The organism is Gottfriedia solisilvae (genome assembly GCF_002128405.1).
In the GTDB taxonomy this organism is placed as follows: Bacteria; Bacillota; Bacilli; order Bacillales; family Bacillaceae_G; genus Gottfriedia; species Gottfriedia solisilvae.
On sequence record NZ_NETJ01000002.1, the window covers coordinates 617,887 to 636,260 of the forward strand.

Below are 18,374 nucleotides of genomic sequence, written 5' to 3' on the forward strand. Positions count from 1 at the left end.
TATGTATCGAAAAGAATTCTTTGTTTTCGACCAAGACAAACCGGTCCCAGTCGTAATCCGTCAATATGTAGAAAAGGACTTTCCTGACTTAATTCGTATTCAACAGGAAAGCTTTCCACCTCCATTTCCATCTGAGCTTTTGTGGAATGAAGAGCAGCTTACTAACCACGTGACTCTTTTTCCACAAGGAGCATTATGTATTGAAGTGAACGGCAAAATGGCAGGTTCAATGACTGGATTACTTGTGAATTTTGATTCGAATCAACCAAATCACACCTGGGACGAGATGACAGATAGTGGATATATTCGTAACCATAACCCAAGTGGAAATACTCTGTATGTTGTTGATATTGGAGTTAGACCAATCTACCGTAAATTAGGTTTAGGCAAGTGGTTGATGTTTTCAATGTATGATATTGTGATTCACTTGCGCTTGGAACGATTGCTCGGGGGAGGACGAATGCCAGGATATCATAAAGTTGCAAAAGAATTGTCTCCCGAGCAGTATTTGGATGCTGTTATAAATGGAGAATTAAAAGATCCAGTTATCTCCTTTTTACTTCGCTGTGGTCGTACGCCAGTCAAAGTAGTAGCAGATTACTTAGAGGATGAAGAATCGTGTCATTACTGTACGTTAATGGAATGGAAAAATCCATTTGCGAATTCAATTTAAGATGGGAGATCAAGTAATGGAATTTAGTAGAATTGTGAATATCAAAGATCCGTTATTTTCACAAATGCATCAATTAATGCAAGATGTATTTCCCCCGGAAGAAGTACTTGAATTTGATCTTTGGAAGGAACCTTTGGAGGACCCTGGTATTCGTGTTTTTGTTGCTGTTCACGAAGGTAAAGTAGTGGGGGCTACAGAGTATCGTTATTACGAGGATTTTAATGTTGCTATGACAGATTTTACAATCATTGGCCAAGCTGGTTTGGGAGTTGGGCCGTTTTTGGCAAAAAAAAGATTAGAAGATTTGCATGCATTAGCTACTGCAAATGGTAAAAAATTATCAGGTATGTTTGCTGAAATCTATGATCCATATCGTGTAGATCATTATGAGTTTGGCGGAGTTAAGCCGATGGATCCTTATGTTCGTCGTGAAGTGTTGGCTCACCTTGGCTATAAGCGTCTTAATTTCTCATATGTTCATCCTTCTTGGAACAATGATGGTGAGGCTATTACAGGTTTAGATCTTTGCTTCCTTCCGATGGATGGGGATATTTATGAGCTACCTACGGACTTAATTGTGAAATTCTTAAAACGTTATTATACTGTTTTACCAAATAAGCCTGAATCATGGTTTACAATGATTGAAAACTTAGAAGCTAAAGAAAAAGTGGAGTTATTATACTTTTAATTTTGGAAATAAAAAGCTTGCCGATAAAGTCCCTGTGATTAGACTAGTCGATAAGCTTTTTTTTATGCCTTTTTTCTCATTAAACTTATGTTTAATCTTCTCTTGCACTATCCTCTGCAATCACTCGTAGTTCTTGATAGAAAAGATCATGATTATGATTGCTTTCTTCATTTTCTGTTTGTTTGTATTTGTCTACAATTTCCAAGAGTTCACCAGTATCTCCTTTGGCATTAATAATTTCTAACAGTTGATTCATGTCATTTGTATACTCATCTTTTTTCATTACAGTACCTCCATTTCTTAAGGTTCGTCATTATTCTTTACTAGCTTCATAAAAAAAACACACCTATGATAGCTTATTTGATTGTTCCTTATTTAAAAGGAGAGAATCACATTAAAGTATAACCTCTTGTTCATACTAATATTGGGAGGTATGCCATTTATGATCCGTACTTGGATAGCTAGTTTCTTTTTATTAACTCAACCTGTTCATCTTCCAGACAGTTTAACGATTAATCAACAAGGACAACCCATTGCCATCGTTAGCCGTGAGAATTTTAACGTGCCTATTCCTGGTATTCCAACGATTGATGAAAATAAATATAATCAATTTATCGACAAACTTGATCAGCAAATTTATCAGGAACCGATCAATGCTAAAATTAATGAACAGGGAAGCATTGTACCTGGGCAGGTAGGGTACAGACTTTATAAAAAGGAGTTTAAAGAGCAGTTTCACTCTTACTTTTATGGAAGTGGCCCTGCAAAGATCGAAGTGCCTGAGTTAGACATTTATCCGAAAGTTGACAGTGAGTTACTTGCTCATATACGGATACAACAGATTGGTCAGTACGTGACTTATTTCAATCCAAACAATAAAAGCCGTTTAAACAATATCTCACTTGCGGCAAAAGCAATTGATAATCATGTTGTTTTCCCTAATGAGATTTTTTCATTTAACCAGGTTGTGGGAAAGAGAAGCAGAGATAAAGGGTACTTGAGTGCTGCCATTATCGTTAAAGGGGAATTATCTGAAGGAGTTGGCGGAGGTATTTGTCAGGTGTCATCAACATTGTTCAATGCTGTGGACCGTGCTGGACTACAAATTGTGGAGCGGTATTCGCATAGCAGGCATGTATCATATGTTCCACCTGGACGTGATGCTACTGTAAGCTGGTATGGACCTGACTTTCGCTTCCAAAACAAATATAATCAACCGATTTTGATTCGAGCTAAGCAATATGGAGGTAGTATTGTTGTTACGCTTCACTCTTCAGATGTCATTAATTACGAAATTCGAAAAGTACCTAAAGCTCCATCGCGTTTACCTAAGGAAATTAATACAAAACCTGAAATACCTAGTTTCAATCCATATTAATATTGAAGACCGGCATGGGAATAATTTTATACATTTCTTTTCTGAAGAATACGAGTTGCTACGGCAGCTTGTTTTTTTTACAGAAGAAATCTCTTCTGAAATTTCAAATTAAACACATGATATGGGAATTTTAGGTAAACATAAAATGGAACGTATTCGGATTGAATTTGTCACTTATGACAGTTAAAAAAGTAGGTAAGTAGATGAATCGAAAAACAACGATTAGTGGTTTTCAATTTTTTTGTATGATTTTTTTGTTTGAAGTTGGAACTTCATCATTATATGGGCTTGCAAGTGATGCGAAGCAAGATGCTTGGATTAGTTTACTGCTTGGTTCACTTTTTGGCTGTATCTTGTTTTATGTGTATATAAAATTATATGAATTGTATCCTCAACAAACGTTTACGAAAGTTACTCAAGAGATATTAGGTGAGTATGCTGGTAAATTAGTAGCAATAGTTTATATGGTCTATTTTATCTATATAGCTGCTAGGGATTTACGCGATTTTGAAGAATTATTAGTCATTACAATTTTTAATGCATCTTCGTTAATTTTGATTGGAATTTTAATGATGTTTATTGTCATGTACGGAGCTCATAAAGGATTAGAAACGTTTGCACGTGCAAATGAATTCATTTTTTTTCTTATCTCTATTATTATTTTGATTATTGTAGGCTTTGAGAGTATTGCTAAGATCTATCAGATCAATAATTTAAGACCCGTTTTGGAAAATGGTTGGAAGCCAGTCATTAAAGCATCTTTCCCACTTGCTACGACATTTCCTTTTGGTGAAGTGATCGTATTTACGATGATCATGCCACATTTAAATAAAACAAATAAGGCATTAAAAGTAGGGATTCCAGCATTGATTTTTTCGGGTATGGTATTAATCTTTTTTACACTTAAAAACATTATGATTTTAGGAGTTTCTGGTTATGAAAGAGCTACTTTTCCACTTTTAACTGCAATTAGTTATATCAATATTGCCAATTTTGTTCAAAGATTGGATCCTCTTATTGTTATTATCATGGTAATCGGTGGTTTTGTTAAAATTTTTCTTTTTTTCTATTGTGCAGTGACATGCTCTGCCGAACTTTTTAAAGTAAAGAAAAGTAGCGATGTTGTTTATCCAATTAGTTTGCTCGTTGTGATTAGTTCTTTATGGATGGCACCAAATGTTCTACATCACTTTAAAGAAGGCTTAGAAATTGTTCCTTTTTACATGCATATACCATTTCAAATGATTATTCCGACGGCTCTGTTAATCATTGCTTTAATACAAAAGAAAACAAAAGTAAAAAACGAAATGGAAGGAGCCAAGAGTGAACCATAAAAAAGGATAGAAATCGCAGAGTATATGTCTGCTTTTCTATCCTTTTTCTGTCTATTTGATGGATTATGAATCCATTGAACTGCAAATTTCGATATAATGTCCATCCGGATCGCCCACATAAGCAACTGTTTGACCCCAAGGCTTTGTAATTGGTTCTTTTATTACTTTTACACCTTTGACGCGTAGTGCTTCTATTGTAGCGACAACATCCTCAGTTACAAAACCAATTTCAAATGTTTGCGAAGATTCAGGTGTACTTTTATAAGTTAATCCAGTCAATTCCTGTACGTTGTCACGCTCGATCAATGCTAGAATTGTGTGCCCTGTGTCTATTTCTACATATGTACCGTGATTCCCACGAACAGGGAAGCCTAATGCTTCTGTGTAGAAAGTAAGGGATTTTTCTAGATTTGAAACATATAAAATTAAGTATCTCATTTTTAACATTTGTTTACCTCCAGAATAATTACTAAATCTCTCACTATTTCTACAGATAACTGAGTTAAACCTTCTTATTCAAAGTGATAAGTGTAGAATGATTCTTTTGCAAAAAACATTTTTAATCGATCGTCTGCAATATCTTCAAATTTTTCAATTGTTGTAATGTCTTTTAACATGGCTTCTGTTTGTGAACGGTGAGCCTTCATTGTTCGAAGTTTTTGACTAGCAACATTCATAATATCATTAACAATGTCAGGTTTGCCTAGTACATCAAAACGCTCTTTCGTGATTGCGATACACCATACAACTGGTCTTTCATCTGAAGCCATTCTGTTAACTGCTTCAATTGCTGCTCTTGCAGTAGCATCATGATCGGGGTGAACACCGTGTTCTGGATAAAAAGTGATCATTAATGTAGGCTGCACATCATCAATCACTTCTTTAATTGCAGATACAACTATTTCTGGATCCTCGAATTCAATTGTTTTGTCATGAAATCCTAGCATTCTTAAATCTTGGATACCCATTTCATTACAAGCGTCTATTAATTCTTTTTTACGAATTTTAGGAAGGGTTTCTCTAGTTGCAAAAAATGGAGTCCCCATGTTGCGTCCCATTTCTCCAAGTGTTAAACAAGCATATGTAACTTGAATTCCTTTGTTTGTAAATTGTGAAATCGTTCCAGCTGCTCCAAATGCTTCATCATCGGGATGAGGGAACACGATTAATACTTTTTCTTCTTTCATTAGTAGTGCTCCTCTCTTAAAATGGTGTATGACTTAATTGTAGTGCAATTGCTAGTTTACCTTCTTCATTATGGCCTGCTAGTAGGAGGCGGTTTTCATCATCAATTTCAAAATCGGTTAAGCCTTCTGCAACTACCCAACCCTCATCAAGCTTTAATCCAACTCTATAAGGACTTTTTCCAGTTACAGTAGCACGGCTGATATTTACTTTTGTATTTCGAATAAATGCATTTACTGTCATGACTTTCTCGTTAAAGTGATTAGCATAAGCACCATTAGTTGTTTCTAAATGTAAATAAACTGTTTGATCTATAAAGTTTTGAAGTGCATCTTGAACTGCACTTAGTTCTAATTTTTGCATCGTTCATACCTCCTATAATGTGTATTATAATCGAACTCTTCTTAAAATGGTAATGAGATGGTTTCGACAATTGGAAACATAAAAAGATCCCTATCAAATTGGGTGATAGGGATTGGGGGGATGTGTATAACATGATTACTAAAATTTAACTGTTTAAATTTTCAGTTAATTTAAATTAAATATACACGATATAAAAATCCTCGTCAACAACTTTAGTTAAAATTTTTAAAATATTCTAAAAATAAAATAGAGACTTTACAATTCTGCAATTTATACCGATTAAATGTATGTACAATAACTCGACAAAATAACGGTACTTTAGTGATAAAAATACATTTTTTTACTTAATTTACCTTTTTTCTCTTTTCTATTAGTTTATTAATTGGTACACTAGACTAGAATAATATTTTTGAAAGTGAGGTAGTTATACGTGAAGGCAGAAGCGCAAAAATTATATAGTCAACAAAGAGAAGTAATAAACAAGCCTTCTCGTAATCAATTTCCACAGGTTCAAAAAGGGAAATCAATTCGACTACATAGACTTGTATTAGCTCTATTATACTTGTCTTTATTTGTTGTAGCTGGAATTTATTGGTTTAGTCAACATCAAATCGTTTCAGCAAAACAAACTGAATTACATAATCTACAAGAAGAACAGAAAAAATTAGCAGTTACGGAAAAAGCACTTGATCGACAAATCAAACTGTTAAATAACCCAGACTATATAGCAAACTATGCTCGCGATGAGTATATGTTCTCTAAAAAAGGGGAAACAATTATCATCGTACCAAAGTCAAAAGAAGAACTTGAACAAAATAATAAATAGTATGTACTTTAAAGATTCTCATTCATATGGGAATCTTTTTCTATTTCTATTATAGAACGATTGTTCTGTAAATGCAAGTGTAAAGTAGAACATATGAATGGGTATTTCGTGAATGAACAAATTATTCCTATTTTCTTACAAATGTCCTTTTTTTGATTCTAATATCCTATGATTTCTACAAAAATTTCACTATTCTGAAAAATATATCTTTGTTATAATTTATATAAGCTTTAAATAAGGAGGATTAACATGTTGAAAAAGTTCATTTATGTATTTGCTATTTTAATTGTACAACTGATTTTGACGTTCCTTGTTAGTGTTCTTTCGGATTCATCTCCTGGTAATTCTGCTATTATGATAGGATTCGCAACGACAATCGTCCTTTATTGGAGAAGCGCAAAAAAACAAAGTTATACACCTTTCCAACAATATCAGTGGTTACGTGCTGTGGGTTTAGAATTAAACGAATTACATAAAGATTTTAAAAGAAAGTTAGCAATTAAAGCTTCGCTAATGTATAGTTTCTCTGGTTTAGTCGTTACGTTGTATTCGTCTCAAATCTTTTAAAAGGTTAGTATAAAAAAAATGGACAAGCATTTTACAATGCTGTCCATTTTTTTATTGCTGATCTTGAACTATTTGCTCACGTTTCATACGTCTTCTATATGCAAAAGTAGAGACGATGATACTACATTCATAAATAATTAGTAAAGGGATGCTTGTCATCATGTCTGATACAAAATCAGGAGGTGAGATTGTTGTCCCGATAATAATTAAAATAAAGTATGCAAATCTTCGTGATTTACGTAAAAATGCTGGTGTTATGATTCCGATACTTGTTAAAAAGAGAATAATAACCGGTAAATCAAAGAAAAATGCAAATGGTATCACTAAATTAAATAAAAAGCTAAAATATCGCTCTGCTGTAAAAGTAACAGTTACGAGTTCAGAACCTATTTCTGTTAAAAATGCTAAAACGTTTGGAAAGATAAAGTAATATCCAAAGGCCATGCCACAAATGAATAAAATAAACAGTGCAGGTATGTATAGCATTGTTGTTTTTTGTTCTTTTATATGTAATGCAGGTTTGACGAATGCCCATAATTGGTATGCAATGACTGGAATGCTACACGCTATAGCGAATACTCCGCCAATCATAAAATAAATCCAAAGGACATCACTAGGACCTAATGCCAATAGCTTTTCATTCAGGCCTCTTACTAGAAAATGAAAAATATCTTTTGTAAAATATAATCCAATTCCTAAAAATAAAACGAATGAAACAATTACTTTTATTATTCGACTTCGAAGTTCATCTAAATGATCAATGACACTCATTTCTTTTTCTTGCATATTTTCCCCCAACGCAAACTGTGAAAGTATTTTATGATAACATCTTAGTTTCCTTCATTTTGTCAGAAAAAAGTTCAATCGTCAATGAATATAAGGGACTTTTAAGAATCAAGTAATTTCCAACTTTTTCTTATATAGTAATAGGCATTCTATTCTTGTCCGACTATAATGAGTTATATGAACATTTATATTTGTTAAGACAAGGAAGGTATGTAATATTGGATGGAAAAAGTCATGTAATTGTAGGATTATTCGCAACAGGAGTAACAATGTATGCAACAAACAATGATGCAATGACCGTTCCACTTATTGTTGGTGCAATCAGTAGTTTGGCTCCAGATTTAGATCATCATAACGGTTCATTAACGAAGAAAGTTTCTACACCACTTAAGATTCTATTTAGCTTTTTATTTTTAGCAGTTTCTTTATTTATCATAATGAAAACGGGGAAATTGATTTATTCTGGATCATGGATATATGGTGTAGGAATATTAGTTCTATTTTTATTTTGTATTAGCTGGCTACGGAATTTAAAAACGATTTTAATGCTGACTGGCTTATTAATTTCATTTATAGGTTGGTTTGCTTTTTATGGAAATTGGTCAATCATTGCACTTGGGCTCTTTATTGCTATTTCTTCAAGGTTAAAGCACCGTGGTCCGACCCATTCTCTTTACTTTTTAGCGATTTGGAGTGGTATTTGCTTTTTTATTCAAAAGGACCTACAAATTGATGGCCTATGGTTAGCTGGGACAGTCGGGTATTTTTCTCATCTTCTAGCTGATCAACTGTTTACAAAACAGAGCATAAAGTGGCTGTAGTTTCTTCTTTCTTACATTTTTTTGATTGAAAACATCCATACTAAAAAAGATGTTGATAATGAAAGAAGGGGCATAATTTGAAGAAAACAAAACTCTGGTTTTTTCCATGTATTATGGGTCTTATTTTAACTTTTTCAATTCCAGTTAGTGCAAACAGTATTTTTCACAATCAGCAAACTGTGAAAGTTTCTGCAAAAACGAGTTTCTCTAGTAAGCAATCATCGATGCAATATGCAGCAAGAAGATCTTATCGCTCAAATAGAAGCTATCGTCCAACTGCTCCTAGATCTAATTATCGTACACCTGGAAATACTGGTAGGAACTTTTTAGGATATGCTGGTGCTTTTGGAATTGGGTCGTTATTTGGTTCGATGCTGCATCCCTTTGGTGGTTATTATGGCGGACAACAATTTGGATTTTCGTTTTTTAGTCTTTTATTTGATATATTAATCATCGTTGCCATTATATGGTTTGTTAAAAAAATCTTTCGTAGGGGAAATAGAAATCATTATTAATTGAGGTGACTGATGAAAATCTATTTAAATGAACAAGACGTGGCAAATGCAATTTGTGTATTTGTTGCCGATTTAGAACGAATCCGCCCCGAAGAAGTGCAAATTGAATTTGTGTTCAATGAAGATGAAGGAGTAAGTTGTCTAGTGAAAATGTATAACCGTAACTTCAATTACGGGGAACAACAAATGTCAGATGCCATCGGTTTTTTTCTTGATGAAGTACATCGATTTTCTTCTCACTCAATGGAAATTATCATTCATTTTCATGAAGATGAAGGAATCACAAGCGAAGTATCATTTACATACTAATAAACCCGAGAGGAACGAATTGTTCTATCTCGGGTTTTTCTATTTTTAAGCTAGATGTTAGGCATAATTTGTTACGTATTCGTAAACAATATCTTGTACTAATTCATGTAACGAACGTTCGCTTTTTTCTTGCTCGGCTAAAATTTGTTTGTACAGTTCATCTAGCATATCATTTGTAATCCACTCTTCATGTTCTCCCCCATATTGCGTTAATGCTCGCTTTATCATTAGCTTTACAAACTGTCCATCCACTTACATCGTTCCTTCCCCCCGAGTTAGTTTAAGTATATCCAAATTTTTCATTACTTCATAGCGAAAAAATTAATTGAAATAGAACGTATATTCGTTTAATATATGTTTATAATAAAAATAAGAACATAGGTTCTGTTATTTTTTGGAAGAATTGGGAGTGATATGTATGAGCGTTTGTTATGAAGAGTTACCACATCATCGTATATTATGCATCGATATGAAAAGCTTTTATGCAAGTTGTTCTGCGGTCATGCTCGAATTAGATCCATTAACATGTTACTTAGCAGTTGTTGGAGATGTTGAAAGAGAAGGTAGTATCGTATTAGCAGCTTCACCACAATTAAAAAAAGAGTTTGGTATTAAAACAGGTTCACGAGTGTTTGAAATTCCAAAAGATCCACGGATTAAAATTGTTAATCCATCAATGGCAAAGTATTTGGAAATATCAACAAACATTGTGAAGTTATTAAATGAATATGTGCCATTAGAGGATTTACATGTATATAGTGTTGACGAATGTTTTTTAAAGGTGGATGGCGTGAAGAAATTATGGGGCGACGCATGGGAAATTGCTGAAAAAATTCAAGCTGACATTTTAGCTCGTTTTAAATTACCATGTTCAATTGGGATTGGCCCTAATATGTTAATGTCAAAGCTCTGTCTCGACTTAGAAGGGAAAAAGAAAGGCATTGCAGAGTGGACATATGAAGATGTAGAAAAAAAGCTATGGGAGGTTAGTCCGCTTAGTGAAATGTGGGGGATTGGTCGAAGAATTGAACGGACCCTTAATTCAATGGGCATTTTTACAGTAGGACAGCTAGCGAAATACCCACTTCACCTGCTTGAAAAAAAGTTTGGTGTGATGGGAAACCAACTATATCATCATGCGTGGGGAGTAGATCTCTCTGAGCTTGGTGCGCCAATTATGAATGGGCAGATTAGTTTCGGAAAAAGCCAAATATTGATGAGAGACTATACAAAAGTAGAAGAAATTAAATTTGTTATTCGTGAAATGTGTGAAGAAGTAGCACGACGTACGCGAAATGCTAAAAAGGCAGGCAGAACAATTACACTAGGAATCGGATATAGTCGCGAGGAGTTTGGCGGAGGATTCTCTCATGCATTTACGATGGATGAACCAACAAATATCACATCGGACTTGTATGAAGTTTGTATGAGACTTTTCGATCAATATTACGAAGGAAAAACTGTGCGACAAGTACTCATTACACTTTCCAATATTGTCAGTGATGAATTGATGCAACTAAATTTATTTGATCAGAAAAAGCCCCAAAAACGAAATCTAGGCTACGTGATGGATGCAGTAAGAAAAAAATATGGATCCAATGCACTTCTATGGGCAGTTTCCTACGCAGAAGGCGGCACCGCACTTGCTAGAAGTAAGCTAGTAGGAGGACATAAAGGGTAACTTGAAAAGTGGAGGCAAATAGTTCTGCCCCGACAAGCGTAAAACGAAGACCGAATCCCAATGTTCGTTACTTGGGACTGCTAACTAGCCAGAATGACATTGAGAAATAGAAGGCGTGATACCAAAACGTTACTAAGAAAGATAGATAAAAGGAGAAGATTGAAATGATTCGTGACCGAGGTACGATCAAATGGACGTCAATGATGTTACCTGAACATGTAAAGATGCTTCGCGACTGGAAAGTGTCACAAAACTATGAACAGCAAAGAGATGTGGATGAGCAGTTATTAGAAGAGATGAATCGCTATCTTCAGCAAGCTGTTTTTGAAGATGAAAATGTACAGATTACGTATTATAAAGATCACCATCATCATAGCGTGAGTGGAAAAGTAGGGAAAATTAATTTACATCAAAATAGACTTTCTATATACGAAGAACAAGCAGGTTATATGGAGCTAATATTAAGTGATATTGTTGATGTAAAGATTGGCACGTGAAGACCCAAATCATAAATATTGTTTGTGTTAGCGAAAAATAACTCCCTTATTTTTATATATACAACGAAAGGGGGAGTTGGAAATGGCGCAAATCGCTACTCAACAACTAACTTTGTATGTAAATTTACATGCAGGAAAAGATGCAGAGGGGAAAAACATCATCAAGAAAAAGGTATACAAAAATGTGAAGGTCGGTGTGGATTTAGAGAAGCTAATCCTGATTGGTAATGCACTGGCATCACTTCAAGATTTACCTGTAGCAGAATTGGAAGTATTAAGTAACGGAGTGCTTTTAAACAATATATAGAAAAGGGGAGATGGAAGATGATCCAAACATTAGAATTAAAATTTTTAAATGAACAAGAGAAAATTGTTACATTAACTGTCGATAATCCTACGATTCCAGTTAATCCAACACTAGTTAAGCAAGTAATGGATAAAATTGTAGCAAATAATGTTTTTACCTCATCTGGTGGAACTGTTGTAGCAGTACAAAGTGCGCGCCTTATTGGTAAAGAAGTCATCGATATTGATCTATGAAAAAAATAAAATGTCCGGACGCTTTAAAATCTGAATTGAAAATGTGAAAAATGGAAGCAACAAGACAGTCTGAAACCTCCTTGCGAATGCAGGAGGTTTTAGTTTGTGACAAAGTATAAAAACTAAGAGATTCAGACTGATTGAAAACGCTTGTCTTTCGAGGCGCAAAGCCGGATGAGGAGCGGAGTTACCTTTGACGGTAATGAGCACCGCAAGCAGGCGAAGCAACGAAGAAAGCGAGCGTTTGTCAACAGTCTGAAACCTCCTTGCGAATGCAGGAGGTTTTTTTATGCGTTATAATAAGAATGTATGAATAAAAATGTTTTTACTAGTAATTAGTGAATACTTAGGCTTAAGATAGTAATAGAATAGTAGAAAAGGAGCGAACGACATGGCATTGATTGCAATTGATATGGATGGCACGCTTGTAAATGGTCAGAATGGAATACCAAAGGAAAACGTAGAAAGCATTCGAGCTGCACAAAAGGAAGGAATCCATGTTGTCATTTCTACAGGTAGAATGTACGAAAGTGCAAAAGAAACTTTGGATGAAGCAGGTTTAACTTGTCCGATTGTTTGTTTAAATGGATCTCAAATTTATGACAATGAAGCCAATATTTTGCATAATGATTCAATGGATAAAGACATATTTGCAAAGACTTTAGCAATTTGTGAAGAGGAAAATAAGACATTTATAATTAGTACAAGTGAAGGTTCTTTTACTAAATGTCGTGATACTTTATATGAAGAGTTTTTTACGAATAAGGAAACTGGAAAAGTTCATAAAGTAACGGCTACTTTAAGAAAGGTTCGTAATTATACATCGGTAGAGGATTTTAAAGATCTTGATGTATATAAGATATTATTTCTTTCGAATGATCCAGAAGTCATTAAAAGAATTCGACTAAGACTTATGCAAGAAGAGAATTTATTAATCACTTCTTCGCATTCAAATAATGTTGAGATTAATGCAGCAAATGTAAGCAAAGGAGCTGCATTGTTAAAACTGGCACCGATTTTAGGTGTAGATTTAAAAGAAAGTATGGCAATTGGAGATAGCTTTAATGATGTATCGATGTTTAATCGGGTAGGTTTTCCAGTAGCAATGGGGAATGCAAAAGAGGAGCTTCAGCGCCAATGTGCATTTGTGACAAAAACAAATGATGAAGCAGGAGTAGCACATGCAATTTATCATTTCTTAAGTCAAAAACAGAAACAAAACTAAATAATATGTGAAAGCCTTATCCATTAATGGATAAGGTTTTTTTGCGTTTAAAAAGACCTTTAAATTTTTTGGAAATCTGTGAGAAAAGATTTACCATCGGAATCCTAAATTTGAACAGGAAGGAGGTGAAATAGGTTGGTTAAAAAACTAGTAAAGGGAAATCTTCCTAGTTATAGAAATAATTAAGTAGACATAGAAAAAGTGATAAAACCGACTAACAATAACTTGGAGTATAGAATCAGTAGGTTGCGTTAGAGCATTATGTTGGTACTAAGAGAAGATGCATAATAGTTATAGAACCAATTTAAAGGAGAGTGGAATCAATGCATTCAATCATTGGCTTTTTACCAATATACTTTCTTATTTTTTATATTGGAATACCGGTAGCTATTGTCTACTTTTTTTATAAGAAATATGAACGTTTAGCGAAAAAAAGGAATGTTGAATTAGAAAAACAAACAGAAGCACTAGAAAGAATTGCTAGTATCATGGAAAGGTCTACGTAAACCTTTTTGTCTAATATCAAGTGCATGAAGTATTATTCGTGATTAGTATAATATCCTACCATCCTTAGTCTTCCAAAGAACTAAGGATTTTTATTTTCCATGTAAATATTGACTAAATTCATGAGAAAATAGTAACGAAAGTGAAAGTAAATCATATTAATAGAGTATAGGAAATATAGACAAGCTTTAAGGACGTTATTTTCAGGTGGAGGATCAATGTCTAATATAATGAATAAGGTGATAGTATGGATTTTGGAAGACATCCAAGACCGCATAGACCAACACCACTAGGCCTAGGTGGAAGACATTTTGCACATATTACAAATAGTAGTGGAGTAATTGCAGTATTGAATGAAGGGACAGACGTTACATTCTCATCTTTCCAAAATATTGGAGAGGAAATCACGATCAATGAGGCAAATGATAGATTAACGATCGAACACCCAGGGAATTATTTTATTATTTATTCAGTAAATACAACTACGGAAACAACACTTTCTACTAGATTACTAGTCAATCGTCGACCTGTAGATGCTACGACAATCACGCCTGTCATCAGTCGAACACAGTATAATAATCAAATTATATTGCCATTAGAAACAGGGGATACGATTTCTCTTCAATTGTTTGGAATTGTAGGATTAGCGACTTTAGCAACAGGAGCAGGAGCTACGCTTACAATCTATAAAATTCATTAATACAGTAAGCCGAGATAGGGTATCTAGGATTCAAAAATGCATTACTGATCATTATGAGGTAGTGCATTTTTTATTGTGTACAAGATAAAATCAAAAAAGGGTAATCATAAAATATAACGAAATAGATAGATGAAGAAATATGTTTGGAAAAGGAGAAATGAATGAGTAAAAAAGAATTGTTATTAGATCAGTTAGCAATCTGTAGAAATGACGAAAGCTGGATTAAGCCTTTAAGTATAGCATTAGAAGGCTTACATAAAGAAGATATAGTTTGGAAGCAATCAGAAGCAATGCATTCAATCCTTGAAATAGTTAATCATTTACATTTTTATAATGAAAGATGGTTAAAGCGATTTAAAGGAGTCTTACCAACAGAAATTGTTGAGCGAAATGCAGATACATTTTTTGAGGTTGATCATGTTACAGAGGAAAGTTGGAAAACGCTTGTTAAAAAGTTAGATGAAGGATTGGCAAGTTGGCAGCAAGTAATAGAGGAGACAACTGAATCAAAACTCCATGAGCATATCCCGACATTTCCAGAAGATGCAAATTGGTGGCAAGCAATTTCCAATCTTTGTACCCATAATACATACCATATTGGACAAATCATCTTTATTCGTAAAGCACAAGGATCATGGCATATTGTAGAAGATTAAGACTGAAGAACTACTCATTAAGCTTTACGCCTCGAAAGACAAGCGTTTTCAATTAGTCTGCTAATCTAATTTTTTGTACTTTGTCTACACATTGGAACACCTATTATGGTGTTTTTTTTTGTGATAGCGAGTGTTAAAGAATTTAATTGGAGAAGCTCTTGAGCCTTTTGAAGGGAAGGAAACAGATAAGTCAATATGTAGGTAAGAATGAATCGTGGGAGCTCACCGCACACTTCATGAAAAAGTGAGCCGAGTATACAACTATCTTTCTATTAAAAGTTACGAAAACAGCCTCCGAAAAAATGAAAAAAATAATTTGAAAATAGTGGTATAATATTCCATAATATAAAAGCATTGGAAGTGTGGAAAGTGCAAATTAGGGAAGCAACACCAATTGATGCAGAGAGGTTTTTAAAATTACTATTGGAAGTTGAAAGTAAAGCAGATTATATGTTATTTGAAGCCGGTGAAAGAAAAACTACAGTGGACAAACAACGCCAGCAGCTAGAAATGATTGAAAAACAGGAGAATGCAACGATTCTTTTAGCAGAAGAAAAAGGCGAATTAATCGGGTATTTAATAACAATTGGTGGTACAACAAATAGGAAAAAACATACTGCATATGTAGTGATTGGTGTATTGGATGGGCATAAAGGGAAAGGAATTGGAACTGCATTATTTGAACAATTAGATGAGTGGGCAATTGTACATAACATCGTAAGATTAGAGCTGACAGTTGTTACACGAAATGAAGCAGGAGTAAATTTATATAAAAAAATGGGTTTTGAAGTTGAAGGAATGAAAAGAAAATCCTTTTTAGTTAAAGATCAATTTTTAGACGAATTTTATATGGCTAAAATACGATAAAAACAACAGGTTGGTGCAGAAGATGAGGTTTATATTAGAAATCATTAGAATCATAGCTATTTTCACTATATTAGGAGCGCTGTTTAGTGGGTTCTTACAATTAATTTATACGAATTTACATGTAACGATCAGCAATCAAAATGGATGGGTCATCGGTGTTAGTATTTTTCTTTTACTATTTGTATTGTATCGAAATAAAATACAATTTTCTGGTTGGTATAGTGGGAAGAAAATGTATAAGCTTTCGAAAAAAACTACACGTTTATTAGTAATTCTATCATGTTGTTTACTGATCTTAGTACCATTCATACATTAAAATACGACTTTAAAAGTTGATGAAAAGAAGTGAAGTTCATGGGAATGATAACGGGAAATGTAATCATGATTTCTTTGTTCATCTTAATTATACATAGTATCGAAACGCTTGCATATTCAGTCAGACTTTCTGGGGCAAGAGTTAAACTGATCGCGTCTGCTTTATCACTATTTAATACAATGGTAATTGTTTCTCGGATGTCAAACATGATCCAACAACCATTTACTGGAGGATTAGTAGATCGTGCGAGAAACAGTCATCAATTAGAATTTATAGACGATCAAATAAGAGTATTGATCGGGGCATCAACTGTTGGGACAATCATTGGTATACTACTGATGCCAACATTTGTAGCTTTATTCTCCAGAGCAATTATTGAATTAAGTAATGAGCGGGGATCTATTTTAACTGTCCTAAAAAAAACATTTACGATTGATATGTTTAAACGAAACTTTAAGCACTTTCGAATGCCTAGATTATCATATTTAAAGGAAATTGATTTAAAAGACATACCATATAAGTTGTTTTTGATTAATTTAATCGTCACAGCAATTTATACGATTGGTGTACTATCAGCCTTATATGCATCTGTATTAGCTCCTGAAAGAACGACAAGTACAGCTATGGCGTCAGGTTTGATCAATGGAGTCGCGACGATATTATTAGCACTTCTAATTGATCCGAAAATATCAGTTTTAGCAGATGATGTTGTAAATAATAGAGGCAGTTATGCAAAATTAAAAGGAATTTCAATCATGATGGTTTCTTCTAGATTATTTGGAACAATCTTTGCGCAAGTGCTATTTATACCTGGGGCGAAGTATATTGCTTGGGTTACACAATTCATGACATAAGAAAAAACTTGCGATATTCATTTAGTTGAATCGCTTTTTTTATTTATCTCGTCTATAAAATTCTAAAATTAATAGACAGAGAATATAGTTTTATTGGAAAATAGTAAACAAGAAATTATATGTAATGGAGAATAAGCGATGATAAAACAAAATGTCCGGTCATCCATTTTAAAAAAATATAATGTTAATGAAAATGATTTCTTAGGCAAGGGGCAGGAAGCAGAGGTTTATTCGTATCATCAAGATCGAGTTTTCAAGTTGTATCGAGTTTCAGCATTTGAAAAACAAAAAATCTTAAAGTCATTTTATGAATCGATAAATGCAAATGTCGTTGATTTCAATTTGCCAAGAATATATGAAATTATAAAAGAAAAAGAAGTTGTCATAACAATCGAGAAACGAATTGAAGGTAGGAATATACAAAAGGATTTGTCTAACTTCGATTACGATCAGTTGAATGCCTTTTTTAAGCAGTACTTATCAACGATTTTAAACATAAAACAAATAAAACTTGAACAGAAAATAGAGGGACATAAATTATTAAAGGATTATGAAATCCCAAATCAGCCAGCAGATTGGAATGAGTTTTTAAAACAATCTCTGATTCAAAAAAATAAAGAAGTAGAAAAATACTTAATAAAGGATGTAAAAGATTACGAAAGTAAATACCTTTATTTTCTAAACGTATTATCCAAGAAATATGAAGGAGAGTATGACTTAATTCATGGAGATTTCTACCCATCTAATCTGTTAGTTAGTGATGAAAGTAAAATTAACGGTGTCATTGATTTTGGGTTAATGACAATGTCTGGTGATTATTTATTTGATGTCGCTTTAAGTTGGATTTTATTTGACCTATATGATGAACTAGGAGCGGTAAAATTAAATCATTACGTAAATATGATCATCGAAACGTTAGGTGAGGAAGTAAAGGGAATTCTATACTTTTACGCACTTTATTATAGTTATTATTCAGCGAATTTCTTTTCAGAAAATTGTAGTGATGGTCACTATGAATGGAGCGTTCGAAATTTAAACAATGAAACGTATTGGGCAGAATTGAAAGATTATATGAAATAACATAAAAAG

General features: G+C 33.6%; 27 protein-coding genes. 21 read left to right on the plus strand and 6 right to left on the minus strand.

The features are described from left to right. Window position 1: 1 nt before the first annotated feature. Together CAB05_RS07745 and CAB05_RS07750 are read left to right on the plus strand one after the other, a co-directional pair. On the plus strand, window positions 2-673 hold the full coding sequence (locus CAB05_RS07745; RefSeq protein WP_087999247.1) for a GNAT family N-acetyltransferase: 672 nt from the start codon (window positions 2-4) through the stop codon (window positions 671-673). Window positions 674-689: 16 nt separating this feature from the next. Next, window positions 690-1,361, plus strand: a complete 672-nt coding sequence (locus tag CAB05_RS07750; protein ID WP_087999248.1) for a GNAT family acetyltransferase — start codon at window positions 690-692, stop codon at window positions 1,359-1,361. A gap of 91 nt (window positions 1,362-1,452) precedes the next feature. Here CAB05_RS07750 and CAB05_RS07755 read toward each other — a convergent pair whose 3' ends face one another. Continuing rightward, entirely contained in the window at window positions 1,453-1,644 is a 192-nt protein-coding gene (locus CAB05_RS07755) for a hypothetical protein (RefSeq protein WP_087999249.1), read from the minus strand. A 159-nt stretch (window positions 1,645-1,803) separates the two neighbouring features. Here CAB05_RS07755 and CAB05_RS07760 point away from each other — a divergent pair, with 159 nt between their 5' ends. Together CAB05_RS07760 and CAB05_RS07765 are read left to right on the plus strand one after the other, a co-directional pair. Next, window positions 1,804-2,739, plus strand: a complete 936-nt coding sequence (locus CAB05_RS07760; protein WP_087999250.1) for a VanW family protein — start codon at window positions 1,804-1,806, stop codon at window positions 2,737-2,739. Window positions 2,740-2,942: 203 nt separating this feature from the next. Then, on the plus strand, window positions 2,943-4,073 hold the full coding sequence (locus tag CAB05_RS07765; protein WP_087999251.1) for a GerAB/ArcD/ProY family transporter: 1,131 nt from the start codon (window positions 2,943-2,945) through the stop codon (window positions 4,071-4,073). Window positions 4,074-4,136: 63 nt separating this feature from the next. On the opposite strand, the gene CAB05_RS07770 is transcribed toward CAB05_RS07765, so the two are convergent. The 3 genes from CAB05_RS07770 to CAB05_RS07780 all read right to left on the minus strand — a co-directional run bounded on the left by CAB05_RS07770 (window position 4,137) and on the right by CAB05_RS07780 (window position 5,621). After that, window positions 4,137-4,520 carry a VOC family protein gene (locus CAB05_RS07770; RefSeq protein WP_235821390.1) on the minus strand — a complete coding sequence of 128 codons (384 nt, stop codon included), beginning with the start codon at window positions 4,518-4,520 and terminating at the stop codon, window positions 4,137-4,139. A 65-nt stretch (window positions 4,521-4,585) separates the two neighbouring features. Further along, window positions 4,586-5,260: a bacillithiol biosynthesis deacetylase BshB2 gene (gene bshB2, locus CAB05_RS07775; RefSeq protein WP_087999252.1), complete on the minus strand. Its 675-nt coding sequence runs from the start codon at window positions 5,258-5,260 to the stop codon at window positions 4,586-4,588. A gap of 16 nt (window positions 5,261-5,276) precedes the next feature. Next, a complete protein-coding gene (locus tag CAB05_RS07780; RefSeq protein ID WP_087999253.1) occupies window positions 5,277-5,621 on the minus strand; it encodes a YojF family protein in 345 nt (114 codons plus the stop codon). Window positions 5,622-6,051: 430 nt separating this feature from the next. Between CAB05_RS07780 and CAB05_RS07785 the strand changes: the two genes are divergently transcribed. Both CAB05_RS07785 and CAB05_RS07790 read left to right on the plus strand, forming a co-directional pair. Continuing rightward, the gene (locus tag CAB05_RS07785) at window positions 6,052-6,447 is read left to right on the plus strand and encodes an FtsB family cell division protein (protein ID WP_087999254.1); all 396 of its coding nucleotides are present in this window, start codon (window positions 6,052-6,054) and stop codon (window positions 6,445-6,447) included. Between the two features lie 249 nt (window positions 6,448-6,696). Continuing rightward, window positions 6,697-7,014: a hypothetical protein gene (locus CAB05_RS07790; RefSeq protein ID WP_087999255.1), complete on the plus strand. Its 318-nt coding sequence runs from the start codon at window positions 6,697-6,699 to the stop codon at window positions 7,012-7,014. Between the two features lie 51 nt (window positions 7,015-7,065). Here CAB05_RS07790 and tatC read toward each other — a convergent pair whose 3' ends face one another. Then, window positions 7,066-7,800: a twin-arginine translocase subunit TatC gene (tatC, locus tag CAB05_RS07795; RefSeq protein ID WP_087999256.1), complete on the minus strand. Its 735-nt coding sequence runs from the start codon at window positions 7,798-7,800 to the stop codon at window positions 7,066-7,068. 218 nt (window positions 7,801-8,018) lie between these two features. On the opposite strand from tatC, the gene CAB05_RS07800 reads away from it, so the two are divergent. The 3 genes from CAB05_RS07800 (at window position 8,019) to CAB05_RS07810 (ending at window position 9,445) form a co-directional block, all read left to right on the plus strand. Continuing rightward, complete coding sequence (locus tag CAB05_RS07800; RefSeq protein WP_158093213.1) at window positions 8,019-8,621, plus strand: metal-dependent hydrolase; 603 nt, start codon at window positions 8,019-8,021, stop codon at window positions 8,619-8,621. Between the two features lie 77 nt (window positions 8,622-8,698). After that, complete coding sequence (locus CAB05_RS07805; RefSeq protein WP_087999258.1) at window positions 8,699-9,136, plus strand: hypothetical protein; 438 nt, start codon at window positions 8,699-8,701, stop codon at window positions 9,134-9,136. A gap of 12 nt (window positions 9,137-9,148) precedes the next feature. Beyond that, window positions 9,149-9,445, plus strand: coding sequence for a DUF2653 family protein (locus CAB05_RS07810; protein ID WP_087999259.1), 297 nt, complete (start codon window positions 9,149-9,151; stop codon window positions 9,443-9,445). 57 nt (window positions 9,446-9,502) lie between these two features. On the opposite strand, the gene CAB05_RS07815 is transcribed toward CAB05_RS07810, so the two are convergent. Further along, window positions 9,503-9,697, minus strand: coding sequence for a YqzH family protein (locus CAB05_RS07815; RefSeq protein ID WP_087999260.1), 195 nt, complete (start codon window positions 9,695-9,697; stop codon window positions 9,503-9,505). Between the two features lie 166 nt (window positions 9,698-9,863). Between CAB05_RS07815 and CAB05_RS07820 the strand changes: the two genes are divergently transcribed. The 12 genes from CAB05_RS07820 to CAB05_RS07875 all read left to right on the plus strand — a co-directional run bounded on the left by CAB05_RS07820 (window position 9,864) and on the right by CAB05_RS07875 (window position 18,365). After that, window positions 9,864-11,126, plus strand: coding sequence for a Y-family DNA polymerase (locus tag CAB05_RS07820; RefSeq protein WP_087999261.1), 1,263 nt, complete (start codon window positions 9,864-9,866; stop codon window positions 11,124-11,126). Between the two features lie 164 nt (window positions 11,127-11,290). Further along, window positions 11,291-11,623 (plus strand): YolD-like family protein, encoded by a 333-nt coding sequence (locus CAB05_RS07825; RefSeq protein ID WP_087999262.1) that lies wholly within the window; start codon window positions 11,291-11,293, stop codon window positions 11,621-11,623. 82 nt (window positions 11,624-11,705) lie between these two features. After that, entirely contained in the window at window positions 11,706-11,930 is a 225-nt protein-coding gene (locus tag CAB05_RS07830) for a DUF1659 domain-containing protein (RefSeq protein WP_087999263.1), read from the plus strand. Window positions 11,931-11,947: 17 nt separating this feature from the next. Further along, entirely contained in the window at window positions 11,948-12,163 is a 216-nt protein-coding gene (locus CAB05_RS07835) for a DUF2922 domain-containing protein (RefSeq protein ID WP_235821391.1), read from the plus strand. A 391-nt stretch (window positions 12,164-12,554) separates the two neighbouring features. After that, the gene (locus tag CAB05_RS07840) at window positions 12,555-13,388 is read left to right on the plus strand and encodes a Cof-type HAD-IIB family hydrolase (RefSeq protein ID WP_087999264.1); all 834 of its coding nucleotides are present in this window, start codon (window positions 12,555-12,557) and stop codon (window positions 13,386-13,388) included. Between the two features lie 323 nt (window positions 13,389-13,711). Next, complete coding sequence (locus CAB05_RS07845) at window positions 13,712-13,894, plus strand: hypothetical protein (protein WP_087999265.1); 183 nt, start codon at window positions 13,712-13,714, stop codon at window positions 13,892-13,894. Between the two features lie 245 nt (window positions 13,895-14,139). Next, the gene (locus CAB05_RS07850) at window positions 14,140-14,592 is read left to right on the plus strand and encodes a BclA C-terminal domain-containing protein (RefSeq protein ID WP_087999266.1); all 453 of its coding nucleotides are present in this window, start codon (window positions 14,140-14,142) and stop codon (window positions 14,590-14,592) included. Window positions 14,593-14,753: 161 nt separating this feature from the next. Next, entirely contained in the window at window positions 14,754-15,248 is a 495-nt protein-coding gene (locus CAB05_RS07855) for a DinB family protein (protein WP_087999267.1), read from the plus strand. 360 nt (window positions 15,249-15,608) lie between these two features. Further along, window positions 15,609-16,115, plus strand: a complete 507-nt coding sequence (locus CAB05_RS07860; RefSeq protein WP_235821413.1) for a GNAT family N-acetyltransferase — start codon at window positions 15,609-15,611, stop codon at window positions 16,113-16,115. 22 nt (window positions 16,116-16,137) lie between these two features. After that, window positions 16,138-16,431 carry a hypothetical protein gene (locus CAB05_RS07865; protein ID WP_087999269.1) on the plus strand — a complete coding sequence of 98 codons (294 nt, stop codon included), beginning with the start codon at window positions 16,138-16,140 and terminating at the stop codon, window positions 16,429-16,431. Between the two features lie 38 nt (window positions 16,432-16,469). Then, the gene (locus CAB05_RS07870) at window positions 16,470-17,285 is read left to right on the plus strand and encodes a lipid II flippase Amj family protein (RefSeq protein ID WP_174567278.1); all 816 of its coding nucleotides are present in this window, start codon (window positions 16,470-16,472) and stop codon (window positions 17,283-17,285) included. A 138-nt stretch (window positions 17,286-17,423) separates the two neighbouring features. Next, a complete protein-coding gene (locus tag CAB05_RS07875) occupies window positions 17,424-18,365 on the plus strand; it encodes an aminoglycoside phosphotransferase family protein (RefSeq protein ID WP_087999270.1) in 942 nt (313 codons plus the stop codon). The last annotated feature ends 9 nt before the right edge of the window (window positions 18,366-18,374 follow it).

Excerpts from the sequence above, each read along its gene's own strand:
- CAB05_RS07780 (WP_087999253.1), bottom strand. The coding sequence starts at position 5,621 with ATGCAAAAATTAGAACTAAGTGCAGTTCAAGATGCACTTCAAAACTTT.
- CAB05_RS07845 (WP_087999265.1), top strand. The coding sequence starts at position 13,712 with ATGCATTCAATCATTGGCTTTTTACCAATATACTTTCTTATTTTTTAT.
- CAB05_RS07825 (WP_087999262.1), top strand. The coding sequence starts at position 11,291 with ATGATTCGTGACCGAGGTACGATCAAATGGACGTCAATGATGTTACCT.
- CAB05_RS07755 (WP_087999249.1), bottom strand. The coding sequence starts at position 1,644 with ATGAAAAAAGATGAGTATACAAATGACATGAATCAACTGTTAGAAATT.
- CAB05_RS07855 (WP_087999267.1), top strand. The coding sequence starts at position 14,754 with ATGAGTAAAAAAGAATTGTTATTAGATCAGTTAGCAATCTGTAGAAAT.
- CAB05_RS07850 (WP_087999266.1), top strand. The coding sequence starts at position 14,140 with ATGGATTTTGGAAGACATCCAAGACCGCATAGACCAACACCACTAGGC.
- CAB05_RS07745 (WP_087999247.1), top strand. The coding sequence starts at position 2 with ATGTATCGAAAAGAATTCTTTGTTTTCGACCAAGACAAACCGGTCCCA.
- CAB05_RS07760 (WP_087999250.1), top strand. The coding sequence starts at position 1,804 with ATGATCCGTACTTGGATAGCTAGTTTCTTTTTATTAACTCAACCTGTT.
- CAB05_RS07790 (WP_087999255.1), top strand. The coding sequence starts at position 6,697 with ATGTTGAAAAAGTTCATTTATGTATTTGCTATTTTAATTGTACAACTG.
- CAB05_RS07865 (WP_087999269.1), top strand. The coding sequence starts at position 16,138 with ATGAGGTTTATATTAGAAATCATTAGAATCATAGCTATTTTCACTATA.
- CAB05_RS07840 (WP_087999264.1), top strand. The coding sequence starts at position 12,555 with ATGGCATTGATTGCAATTGATATGGATGGCACGCTTGTAAATGGTCAG.
- CAB05_RS07870 (WP_174567278.1), top strand. The coding sequence starts at position 16,470 with ATGGGAATGATAACGGGAAATGTAATCATGATTTCTTTGTTCATCTTA.
- CAB05_RS07875 (WP_087999270.1), top strand. The coding sequence starts at position 17,424 with ATGATAAAACAAAATGTCCGGTCATCCATTTTAAAAAAATATAATGTT.
- CAB05_RS07830 (WP_087999263.1), top strand. The coding sequence starts at position 11,706 with ATGGCGCAAATCGCTACTCAACAACTAACTTTGTATGTAAATTTACAT.
- bshB2 (WP_087999252.1), bottom strand. The coding sequence starts at position 5,260 with ATGAAAGAAGAAAAAGTATTAATCGTGTTCCCTCATCCCGATGATGAA.
- CAB05_RS07750 (WP_087999248.1), top strand. The coding sequence starts at position 690 with ATGGAATTTAGTAGAATTGTGAATATCAAAGATCCGTTATTTTCACAA.
- CAB05_RS07770 (WP_235821390.1), bottom strand. The coding sequence starts at position 4,520 with ATGTTAAAAATGAGATACTTAATTTTATATGTTTCAAATCTAGAAAAA.
- CAB05_RS07810 (WP_087999259.1), top strand. The coding sequence starts at position 9,149 with ATGAAAATCTATTTAAATGAACAAGACGTGGCAAATGCAATTTGTGTA.
- tatC (WP_087999256.1), bottom strand. The coding sequence starts at position 7,800 with ATGCAAGAAAAAGAAATGAGTGTCATTGATCATTTAGATGAACTTCGA.
- CAB05_RS07835 (WP_235821391.1), top strand. The coding sequence starts at position 11,948 with ATGATCCAAACATTAGAATTAAAATTTTTAAATGAACAAGAGAAAATT.
- CAB05_RS07820 (WP_087999261.1), top strand. The coding sequence starts at position 9,864 with ATGAGCGTTTGTTATGAAGAGTTACCACATCATCGTATATTATGCATC.
- CAB05_RS07765 (WP_087999251.1), top strand. The coding sequence starts at position 2,943 with ATGAATCGAAAAACAACGATTAGTGGTTTTCAATTTTTTTGTATGATT.